The sequence below is a fragment of the Dyella sp. Tek66A03 genome, from assembly GCF_052567735.1.
Genome location: NZ_CP199584.1, coordinates 3,865,634 through 3,877,161, shown reverse-complemented (window position 1 = coordinate 3,877,161; position 11,528 = coordinate 3,865,634). Strand labels below are relative to the sequence as shown.

Here is an 11,528-nt window from a genome sequence, read left to right as displayed (position 1 = left end):
TCCGCGCATTGTGGCATCGCAGCGCAGTGCTTAGGAGGTGACCCGGCTGAACAGGCGTCGCCAGACCAGGTAAACCGGGACGCCAGTGACCATGATGAGCAGGCCGATGCCCGTGTTCATGGGGCTGGCGCGCAGGCTCTGCACCATGACCAGGCCGATCGTGGCGATAAAGATCAGCGGCAGCAGCGGATAGCCTGGCACACGGAAACTGACCTTGGCCCCTTCGTGTTTGCGATACCAGAACAACGTGCCCACGCCCACGGCGCAGGCGAGCCAGTCACCAAATGTGGCGTAGTCGAGCAACTGACCGTAGCTGCCGGACCACACCAGCACGATGGCCCAGCCCGAGAGCAGCAATAGCGCGACATTCGGCGTGCGGTGCTTTGGATGCAGCCGGGCCACGCTGCGGAAGAACAAGCCATCCTCGCCCATCACCTGCAGCACGCGGGCTCCGGCCACCAGGGTGATATTGCAGAATCCCAGCGCAGAAATCGCCACGCCCACGGCGATCAGCTTGGCGCCCGCCGTGCCAAATACGCGCTGCATGACGTCTGCCGCCGGCGCCCGGCTGGCCGCGAGGCCGGCGTGGCCGAGGACGGCAAGATAAGCCAGGTTGACCAGCGCATAGGCCGCAATCACCAGCAACATGCCGATCAACAGGGCACGGGGCAGGGTGCGTTGCGGCTCACTGACTTCGCCGGCCAGATTGTTGAGGTAAGTGAATCCGGAATAGGCGAACAACACTGGCAGCGCCGCGCCCATGAAACCCACGTCAACCGTCTGCGGGTCGGTGGCCAGCATGGCGTGGCCGTTCACACCGGCCAGGAACAACCCGCATACCACCAGCACGGCCACCGCCAGCAACTTGAGCAACGTGAATGCGTTCTGGATCTGCGCGCCCAGGCGCAGGCCAAAGAGGTTGATCAGCGCTACGAAAACCAATGCGCCGATGGCCAAGCTCGTGGTAGCACTGGCGGGCAGGCCGAACAGAGCCGCCGCGTAGCTGGCAAAGATCGTAGCCACCGCGGCCGTTGATCCCGAATAGATCACCAGCAGCATGCTCCAGCCGAACAGAAAACCGGCCAGCGGCCCGAATGCCTCGCGCAGATATACGTAGCTGCCGCCCGCATGGGGGCGCCGTGCGCCCAGTTCGGCATAACAGAGCGCGCCGATCAGGGTGAGCAGGCCCGCGCCCACCCACATGAGCAGCAGCGACAAGCCCGACGATGTGCGCATCGCCACGACGTACGGGTTGAGGAAGATGCCGCCGCCGATGATGCCGCCGACCACGATCATGGCCGCGTCCCATGGGCGGAGGCGGCGCAAGTAGCCACCAGACGTCGATGATTCGCTCATGGAACCTTGCACGATTAGAGGTGCCAGCGAGCATGGCGGTTGAGTCCGGCCTCAGCAAGCCCTGGGCTTTGGAGAATGCAAAAAAGCGAAAGCCGGCACCTTGCGGCGCCGGCTTTCGGGTGGTCTTGCCAAACGGAAGGTCAGAACACGCTGAGGAAAATGGCCAGGTTGGTCACGTTGAGCGTGCCAATGCCCGCGCCCGGCTCATAGCCGCCGACACCCTTGTAGAACCAGTTGTCGCCCGCCTTGATATCGTTGAAGGCCGAGAACGGGCCGTAGCCAAAGATATTCTGCAGCGGGTAGATCTGCGGGTTCCAGAAGCCGGTGCGGCCATGCGTCGACTGCCTCAGCAGGGCGGCGATGCCATTGAGCTGGGGCGCCACGAAGCTGGTGCCGCCTTCGAACGTTAGCAGGCCGGCGCCGTCGGTCGAGGAAACGAAGCTGTAGCCGGTTTCAGGGTCGGCGTTCAACGAGATGTCTGGCTCGTTGCGGCCACGGAAGTTGGCCGGCAGCTTGTAGTTGACGCCGAACTCAGGCGCCAGCCAGGTCTGGTTCTTCTCGGTCTTGCGGATGCCCGAGGTGAACTGCTGGTAGCGCGGCGTCGGCCAGAACACGCTCACGCCGCCACCGCCACCGACGGAGAACACGTTCGGGAGCAGATTGATGCCGAGATTGGTCTGGAAGTAGTTGGCGATGTAGTCCCAGCCCCAGACACTTTCCTTGGTGATCGATGCCTGCGGGCCGCCGCGGAAGCTATAGGTGAAGGGCACGGTGGTGCCGCCCGCCGTGGTGATGAAGGGATCCGCTCCCGGAGAATCGGCGGTGAGCGGCGGCGGCACCGGGTCAGAGGGTAGGCCGCCACAACAACGCACGGTGTCGAAGGCGCCGGAGTCGCCCGAGGTGGCGAACATCGTGATGCCTTGTACAGCCGCTTCCAGGAACACCTGATGCAGGGACTGCATGTAGGCGACGTTGGCGTCCAGCTGCAGGATGTAGAAGACCTCGGGCTCGCCCCAGCTCACGGACAGGCTGTCGACCTTATTGTCCGACACGGCCTGATTGAAGATGTCGAAGAAGCCGGCATCCGTGTTGGGCGCGTGGTAGACGATGATATCGGCCCATGGTGCCAAGCCACCGGACTGCTCGACGTCAAGCGACGTCTCGCCCGAGCCATTGGGGCCGCTTAGCGGTCCACCACCGTCGACAGGCACCTTGGTGATGCGGTTGGGTTTTACCGGCAGGCCGATGTCGCTCCAGTAGGCATACGCGTCGTCGACCACGAAGTCAGCCAGGGTGGCGATGCCGATGGTCGAACCCTTGCCGTTGACGCCAGCGTTGTAGAGCGGGTTGACGTTGTAGCGGTTGGCGACATCGCCCACGGTGAAGTGGCCAGGGGTGCAGGTCGCCGTCGGATTGCCCGTGCACGGCGTGACGGCCGGTGCGGCGGTCGCGCTCCTGGCCAGCGCATTGGCTTGGCTGTTTGACTGCGGTGGCTCCAATGCGGTTACGCGGTGGGAGCGAAAATGCGGCTCGCTGTTCAAGCCAGAGGCCAGCACCAAGGTGCCGGAAAGCGCGCTCGGCAGCGTGAGTGCCTTGCTCGGGCGATGGAAGGTCGAGCCATCGACGGCGCGATAATCGTGAACGGACGTCTGGAACGCCTTGTTGAACTGGCCGATCGTCCCGCTCACTTGGATCGCCAGGTGATTTGGCAACAGCTGGACCTGGGTCAGCCCCTGCTGCTTGATGAAGGCCTGGACCTTGGAGATCTCGTCGGCGGTGGCGCCGTAGCGATCCGCGAACTGATCGGTGGTGAGGAAGCGGTGATAGGAGGGATTGCCTTGGGTGACCGTGCTGTAGATATAGCTTTCCAGCGCGGCCTGATTATGCAGTCCCAGCACGAGTGTGACATTCACCTTCTGACTGGCGTTGCTGGCGCCAAGGTCAGCAGGCGCCGAACCGCCAGCGGCGAAGGATGCGGTGGTGAAGCCACAAAGCAGCAGCGCCAACGAGGCCGCGAGCGACTTGCGATGCAAGTTCTTTAGCATGTGCTATCTCCAAGGGTAGAAACGGTCACGCTGAGCGGCGCTGCGGCATCACTGACGTGATGCTCCACCGCCCGGCTGGTCGTGGTTCGTCATCTGTTGCCCCAACAGCCAGGGCGGCCCCCTGAAGATCATCCGCACCTGCCGGCCGAAACTAGCGCTTATCGGGTGGCTCTTGGAAGTGGCTGATATTTCGCAAAATATTGCCAATCCCGCGCCGCGCTTGGAAAGTTGCAGGCAAAATATTGCGCCTATATCGTTCGGTCTACGCATTCGTACCCAATCGCACCGGCCGTTTGCGGGGGTCTTGGGCAGCGGGGATTTTCGGTCCCTCGGCCAAGTTGCGGCACAATAGAGGGATTGTGCGTCGCAAACGGCCGTTTTCGACGCGGTATTCCCCGGAGTCGAAGCTCGCCATGACCACCATCAAGCAAGACGATTTGATCCAGTCCGTCGCCGACGCCCTGCAGTACATCAGCTACTACCATCCCGTCGACTACATCACCAACCTCGCCGCCGCCTACGAGCGCGAAGAGTCGCCGGCCGCGAAGGACGCGATGGCGCAGATCCTGATCAACTCGCGCATGGCCGCCGAAGGCCATCGCCCGCTGTGCCAGGACACCGGCATCGTCACCGTCTTCCTCAAGGTCGGCATGAACGTGCGCTGGGACGCCACCCTGTCGCTGGAAGACATGGTCAACGAAGGCGTGCGCCGTGCCTATAACGATCCGGACAACAAGTTGCGCGCCAGCGTGCTGGCCGACCCGGCCGGCAAGCGCACGAACACCAAGGACAACACGCCGGCGGTGATCAATGTCTCGATCGTGCCAGGCGATACGGTTGACGTGATCGTCGCGGCGAAGGGCGGCGGGTCGGAAGCGAAGTCGAAGTTCGCCATGCTCAACCCGTCCGACTCCATCGTCGACTGGGTAATCAAGACCGTGCCGACCATGGGTGCCGGCTGGTGCCCGCCGGGCATGCTCGGCATCGGCATCGGTGGCACCGCCGAGAAGGCGATGCTGCTGGCCAAGGAAGCGCTGATGGAGCCGATCGACATCCAGGACCTGATCGCGCGTGGCCCGAGCAATCGCGCGGAAGAACTGCGCCTCGAGCTGTACGAGAAGGTCAATGCGCTGGGTATCGGCGCACAAGGCCTGGGTGGCCTCACCACGGTGCTCGACATCAAGGTCAAGGATTACCCGACCCATGCCGCGAACCTGCCGGTGGCACTGATCCCGAATTGCGCCGCCACACGCCACGCCCATTTCACGCTGGACGGGTCCGGTCCGGTGATGCTCGATCCGCCGTCGCTGAAGGATTGGCCGCAGCTCACCTACAACCCGACCAATGCGCGCCGCGTCGATCTCGACACGATCACCAAGGAAGAGGTTGCCACGTTCAAGCCTGGCGAAGTGCTGCTGCTCAACGGCAAGCTGCTTACCGGCCGCGATGCCGCGCACAAGCGCATGGTCGACATGCTCAACAGGGGCGAGCCGCTGCCGGTGGACTTCAAGGGTCGCTTTATCTACTACGTCGGTCCGGTCGATCCGGTGCGCGACGAAGTGGTGGGTCCCGCCGGTCCGACCACGGCGACGCGCATGGACAAATTCACGGAGCAGGTGCTGGCCCAGACCGGGCTGCTTGGCATGGTCGGCAAGGCCGAGCGCGGCCCGGCTGCCATCGAGGCGATCAAGCAACACCAGTCGGTGTATCTGATGGCCGTGGGTGGCGCCGCCTACCTGGTGTCCAAGGCGATCAAGGCTAGCCGCGTGGTCGGCTTTGCCGATCTGGGCATGGAGGCGATCTACGAGTTTGAAGTGCAGGACATGCCGGTGACCGTGGCCGTGGATTCGGCCGGTACCTCGGTGCACCAGACGGGGCCGAAGGAATGGCAGGCACGTATTGGCAAGATTCCGGTGGTGGTGGCTTGACGCCTTGCTTCCTCTCCCCTCCGGGGAGAGGACCGAGGTGAGGGGCGGGTGCTCGCGAGGGCCCTTCTTGAGCGAGCTTTCGCCTGATGGAGACCGAGGCTAGGCCGACCCCTCACCCCAACCCTCTCCCCGAAGGGGAGAGGGAGCTGAAGCCGCTCCGCATTTAGCCATCCAAACGCCCGTAGGCATCGTCCCATTGCATTCCGCCTGCTGCGGCGCAACACTGGCCGAATATTTTTCCCGCAACTCAACCGAGAGAACCGTGACCTCGAATGCCCACGCGTCGCTTCCTGCCGACGCATCCTGGATCGTGATGAAGTTTGGCGGCACCAGTGTCGCCACCCTGCCGCGCTGGCAGAACATTCTGGAACTGGTCGCCAGCCGTCGCGCCGAAGGCGCACGCGTGCTGGTGGTCGTTTCGGCGCTCTCCGGCATCACCGACGCACTCAAACAACTGTGCGCACAGGAAGACAAGGGCAAACGCATCGAGGCTGCGAAAGCGATCGCAAAGCGTCATTACGAGCTGCTCGATCACATGCAGCTGGCGGTTCCGGACACGCTCGGTGCACGACTGGCCGAACTGGCGTCGCTGGCGCAAGACGGCCCGGCGGCACTCGGCGAGCTGGCCTGGGCTGCGTTGGTGCAGGGGCATGGTGAGTTGATGTCGAGCGCGCTTGGCTCGGCCTTCCTCACCCATAGCGGATTGCCCACGCAATGGCTGGATGCGCGTGACTGCCTCGCCGCGGTAGCACTGCCGAACCAGAACGAGCGTACCAAGCTGCTTTCGGCGATGGTTGAGGCCAAGCCCGATCCGGCACTGAACGCGCGCCTGGCACAGCGGGGCGACGTCTTCATCACCCAGGGTTTCATCGCCCGCGAAACGCAGGGCCGCACCGTGCTGCTCGGCCGTGGCGGTTCGGATACCTCGGCGTCGTATTTCGGCGCCTTGCTGAAAGCGCAGCGCGTGGAAATCTGGACCGACGTGGCCGGCATGTTCACCGCCAATCCACGCCAGGTGCCGAGTGCGCGTCTGCTGCAGCGGCTCGACTACGAAGAGGCCCAGGAAATCGCCTCCACCGGCGCCAAGGTGCTGCACCCGCGCTGTCTGTCGCCGCTGCGCGAACCGCGCGTGCCGCTGTTGATCAAGGACACCAATCGTCCCGAGCTGGAAGGCACGCTGATTGGCCCCGAGGTGCGCGAGCACGCACCCAGCGTCAAGGCGATCAGTGCACGCAAGGGCATCACCCTCGTCTCGATGGAGTCGGTGGGCATGTGGCAGCAGGTCGGCTTTCTCGCCGATGTGTTCGCGCAGTTCAAGCAGCATGGCCTGTCGGTGGACCTGATCGGTTCGGCCGAGACCAACGTCACGGTGTCGCTCGACCCGACCGAGAACCTGCTCGACTCCGACGCGCTTGCCGCGCTGGCCAGCGACCTGGCCAAGGTTTGCCGGGTGAAGGTGATCGCGCCGTGTGCGGCGATCACCCTGGTGGGCCGTGGCATGCGCTCCATGCTGCATACGCTGTCGGGCGTGCTGGCCGAATTTGGCCAACTGCGCGTGCACATGATTTCGCAGTCCTCCAACAACCTCAATCTCACCTTCGTGGTAGATGAGAACGTGGTGGACGAACTGCTGCCGCATCTGCACGAATTGCTGATCACCGCCGGTGCCTTGCGCACGGACGACAGCGCGCTGTTCGGCCCCAGCTGGCAGGCTCTGTACGGTAGTGGCGACGTACCGCCGCCCGCTGCCGCCTGGTGGCGTACGGATCGCCGCGAAGCGCTGCTGAAACTCGCTAGCGAGGCGACGCCGCGCTACGTCTATCACCTGCCCACCGTGCGCCAGCAGGCGCGCGACCTCAAGACGCTGGCCGCGGTCGATCGCCTGCATTACGCGGTGAAGGCGAACACGCATCCGGACATCCTCAAGGCTTTGGCCGCGGAAGGCTTCGGTTTCGAGTGCGTTTCTCCGGGTGAACTGAAAGCCGTGATGGCGGTGGTGCCCGAGACGGCGCCGCTGCTCTTCACGCCGAACTTCGCTCCGCGCGAGGATTACGCTTGGGCGCTGACGACGCGCGCCACGCTCTCGCTCGACTCGCTGTATCAACTCGAGCAGTGGGGCGAACTGTTCCGCGGCCGAGAGATCGTGCTGCGTATCGATCTGGGTCGTGGCCTGGGTCATCACGAGAAGGTGCGTACGGGCGGCAGCGGCAGCAAGTTCGGTTTGCCGGTGGAGCAGGTCGACGTGTTCCTGCGTCTGGCCGACACGCACGGTGTCATTGTGCGGGGGCTGCACGCCCACCTGGGCTCGGGAATCCTCGATGACGCTCACTGGGGCGAGGTCTATGGCCAGCTGGCCAGCCTGGCCGAGCGCATCGGCAGCGTGACCTTCCTGGATATCGGCGGTGGCCTTGGCGTGCCATCGCATCCAGGCGAGGCGCGGCTGGATATCGCCGCTCTCGATCGCGTGCTGCGCGAGGTGAAGGCGGCCTATCCACATTACAAGCTGTGGATGGAACCCGGCCGTTACCTGGTGGCCGATGCCGGCGTGCTGCTGACCCGTGTGACGCAGACCAAGGGCAAGGGCAACGGTACCGTGCGTTATCTCGGCGTGGACACCGGCATGAACAGCCTGATCCGTCCGGCGTTGTACGAGGCCTGGCACGAAATCGTCAATCTGACGCGTCTCGACGAAGCCGCCACCGCGCTGTTCCAGGTGGTCGGCCCGATCTGCGAAAGCGGCGACGTGCTCGGCACCGACCGCCGCCTTCCGGAGCCGGAAGAGGGTGACGTGATGTTGATTGCCCAGGCCGGTGCCTACGGCAAGGTCATGTCCTCGCCTTACAACATGCGTGATGAGGCTGAGGAAATCATCATCGAGTAGCCTCTCCTTACTCCCTCTCCCCCCTGGGGTACGCGGAGAGGGGCCATGGATGGCCCCGGCTTTGAGGAGCGAGGAGAGGGTTGGGTTGAGGGGCGGGTGCTCGCGAAAGACTGGCAACGGAGGACATTCAAGGATGAAGCGTCTAAATGTGGACAGAGCGCGTAGCTTGCGTGGAGCTCAAACCGATGCCGAACAAGCCCCTTGGCATCGACTACGTAATCGGCGCCTGCACGGCTGGAGATTCCGTCGCCAGCACGAAATCGACCTGTATATCGTCGACTTTGTATGTGCCGACGCTGCCCTGATTGTGGAGCTGGACGGCGGACAACATGGCTAGCAGCTGATTTATGACGAGACGCGTACGCTGAAGCTTCAGGAAATGGGATATCGCGTGCTGCGTTTCTGGAACAATGATGTCTTGAAGAATTTGGACAGCGTACTTGAGGTGATCATGGAGGCATTGGCAAGCCCGGCCCCTCACCCCAACCCTCTCTCCCCCAGGGACTACCTTCGGGTCGCCCGAAGGGGAGAGGGAGTAATACCCGCGGAGACTTGAGCGTGACAACCAACATCCAACCCCGCCTGACCCAGGCCTTCCGCTTTGTGCGCTGCAGCTATGCCGACGGCGTGGCCGAGCTGGTGTATGCCTTTGACCATGGCGAGGAGCTGATCGAGCGCGTGCGCTTCCCGCAGGCTCCGGCCTTGCCGGCAAGCCACCAGCCGGCGTTCGAAGCGGCGCTGCGCATGCTGCACCTGATCGCCGGCGTGAGTTACTACAAGGCGGGTGTACCGCCGCGCATCGACGTAGCGGATGGGCAGCTGGATGACGCCACCGCCGACTTGCTCGATGCGCTGTATCTGCATGGCCTGGCCGAGTTTGCCTATCGCAACGGGCTGGATCTGCGTGGTCGCATCGCGTTCCCACGCGGTGGTGCTGCCCGGCCTGCAGCCAAGGCTTTAGGCCTGCCGCGCCGCACCCTAGTGCCGATCGGTGGTGGCAAGGACTCGCTGGTGGCCGTTGAGGCCATCAAGTCGATTGGGAGCGAAGCGACCGCGGTGTGGGTGGGCAACTCGCCACTGATCGCCGCCTGCGCCGAGCGCACTGGCCTGCCCATGCTCAATATCCAGCGCGAGCTGGCGCCAGGCCTGTTCGAGCTCAACCGGCATGGTGCGTGGAACGGCCATATCCCGGTCACGGCGGTGAATTCCGCGATCCTGGCGGTGGCGGCCATCCTCTATGGCTTCGACAGCATCGCGTTCGCCAACGAGCGCTCCGCCTCCGCCGCTACCTTGGAATACGAAGGCCAGCAGGTGAATCACCAGTGGAGCAAGGGCTACGCCTTCGAGCAGTTGCTGGGTGATTGGCTGCAGCAGCAGGTGGCCGCCGATCTCACGTATTGCTCGCTGCTGCGGCCGTATTCGGAGCTGGCGGTGACGCGGGCATTCGCCAAGCTCACGCCGTACTTCGACGTGTTCTCCAGCTGCAACCGCAACTTCAAGTTGCTTGGTCCCAAGCCGGCCGATCGCTGGTGCGGGCAATGTCCCAAGTGCCATTTCGTGTTTCTCGCGCTGGCACCGTTCCTGGCCAAGCCGCGCCTGCTGTCGATCTTTGGCCGCAATCTGCTGGATGACGAGAACCTTGCGCCCGGTTTCGATGCGCTGCTGGAATACCAGGACCACAAGCCGTTCGAGTGCGTGGGCGAAGGTGCCGAGGCGCGTGCAGCGATGGTTGCACTAAGCCAGCGCTCGGAGTGGCAGGAAGACGCCTTGGTCGATCGCTTTCGCAGCGAGATCCTGCCGCAGCTCGACGCGAGCGAGCTGGCGCTTGAGCCCTGGCTGCAACCGTCGGGCGAACACCGCATTCCGGCACGCTTGCAGCCCGCCTTGGCGATCTTCGCGTGACGAAACTTCGGGCGCCCTTGCGCATCGCCGATCTCGCCGACCAGCGGGTGGCGATCTGGGGCTTCGGTCGCGAAGGACGTGCCGCCATCACGGCGATTCGCGCCCGCTTGCCGCAACTGCCGCTGACGCTTTTCTGCAGCGAGTCGGAAGGGCCGGCGGCAAAGGCCTTCGATGCGTCCTTGACGGTGCATGGCAACGAGCCGGATGCGATTGCGCTGGCGATGTTCGACGTGGTGGTGAAATCGCCGGGTATCTCGGCCTACAAGCCGCCACTGCTGGCTGCGGCTGAAGCAGGCATTCGCATCACCTCGGGTACGGCGCTGTGGTTCGCCGAGCATGCCTCGTCGCGCGTCATCGCCGTCACCGGCACCAAGGGCAAAAGCACGACCACCGCGCTGATCGCCCATCTCGCGCGTTCGCTCGGCGTGCGCACGGCGCTGGCCGGCAACATCGGCATGCCCCTGCTGGAGCTGCTGGATCAGTCGGCCGAGCTTTGGGCGATCGAGCTGTCGAGTTTCCAGACCGGCGACGCCGGCCCGGTCGAACTTGGTGTGATCACCAGCTTGTACGAGGAACATCTCGACTGGCACGGTTCGCGTGAACGGTATATCGACGACAAGCTCAAGCTTGCCGATGTTTCCAGGCAGTTGCTGGTCAATGCCACCCAACCGTTCCTGCTGGAGCGCACAGCGCAACATCCGAACCGCATCGTGTTCGGCGATGTCGCGGGGTGGCATGTATCCGGTGGTTTTATCTGTCGCGATACGCAACAGGTGTTCGAGATCGCCAAGCTCCGCGCACCGGGCGAACACAATGCACTGAACGCCTGCGCGGCGCTCGCTGCATTGGAAGCGATGGGGTTCGCCGCCGTCGCCGCCGCTGGATCACTGGCCGGCTTCCGCCCGCTGCCGCACCGCCTTCAACCTTTGGGTGAGTCGGGTGGCCTGGTATGGATCAATGATTCCATCAGCACCACGCCGCAAGCGACGCTTGCCGCACTCGCCAGCCTCGAAGGACAGAAAGTCACGGTCATCGTCGGCGGCCATGACCGCGGCCTCGACTGGGGCGACTTCTGCGTGGCCATGCAGATCCGCGCGCCCCACGCGATCGTTGCGCAAGGCGCGAACGGCCCCCGCATCGCGCGGGAACTGCACGAGGCCGGCGTGAACGCCACCATTGAAGAAGTGGTCGACCTTGACGCCGCGGTGACTCGCGCCAAGGCACTCACGCCCGCCGGTGGCATCGTGCTGCTGTCTCCTGGCGCCCCAAGCTTCGACCAGTTTCATGACTATGCCGAACGTGGCCGACGTTTCGCCGAATGGGCCGGCTTCGACGGTCACGACATCATCGGCATCGAAGGGCTGGGTGTTGGTTAGGGTCGCTTAGGCTTCGCACGAAGATCAACGAAACGCGGGA

General features: G+C 64.1%; 6 protein-coding genes and 1 pseudogene. 5 read left to right on the top strand and 2 right to left on the bottom strand.

Features of this window, described 5'->3' with window-relative positions:
- Nucleotides 1–30: 30 nt before the first annotated feature.
- The gene (locus ACT01B_RS17350) at nt 31–1,356 is read right to left on the bottom strand and encodes an APC family permease (protein WP_445144458.1); all 1,326 of its coding nucleotides are present in this window, start codon (nt 1,354–1,356) and stop codon (nt 31–33) included.
- Nucleotides 1,357–1,496: 140 nt separating this feature from the next.
- Entirely contained in the window at nt 1,497–3,401 is a 1,905-nt protein-coding gene (locus ACT01B_RS17345; protein ID WP_445144457.1) for a S53 family peptidase, read from the bottom strand.
- 413 nt (nt 3,402–3,814) lie between these two features.
- Between ACT01B_RS17345 and ACT01B_RS17340 the strand changes: the two genes are divergently transcribed.
- The 5 genes and pseudogenes from ACT01B_RS17340 (at nt 3,815) to murD (ending at nt 11,488) form a co-directional block, all read left to right on the top strand.
- Nucleotides 3,815–5,329, top strand: a complete 1,515-nt coding sequence (locus ACT01B_RS17340) for a fumarate hydratase (protein ID WP_445144456.1) — start codon at nt 3,815–3,817, stop codon at nt 5,327–5,329.
- 313 nt (nt 5,330–5,642) lie between these two features.
- Nucleotides 5,643–8,210 (top strand): bifunctional aspartate kinase/diaminopimelate decarboxylase, encoded by a 2,568-nt coding sequence (locus ACT01B_RS17335; protein ID WP_445147516.1) that lies wholly within the window; start codon nt 5,643–5,645, stop codon nt 8,208–8,210.
- A gap of 133 nt (nt 8,211–8,343) precedes the next feature.
- A pseudogene (locus ACT01B_RS17330) lies at nt 8,344–8,766 on the top strand (endonuclease domain-containing protein).
- Between the two features lie 2 nt (nt 8,767–8,768).
- Complete coding sequence (murL, locus tag ACT01B_RS17325) at nt 8,769–10,112, top strand: UDP-N-acetyl-alpha-D-muramoyl-L-alanyl-L-glutamate epimerase (RefSeq protein WP_445144455.1); 1,344 nt, start codon at nt 8,769–8,771, stop codon at nt 10,110–10,112.
- 17 nt (nt 10,113–10,129) lie between these two features.
- A complete protein-coding gene (gene murD / locus ACT01B_RS17320) occupies nt 10,130–11,488 on the top strand; it encodes a UDP-N-acetylmuramoyl-L-alanine--D-glutamate ligase (RefSeq protein ID WP_445147515.1) in 1,359 nt (452 codons plus the stop codon).
- The last annotated feature ends 40 nt before the right edge of the window (nt 11,489–11,528 follow it).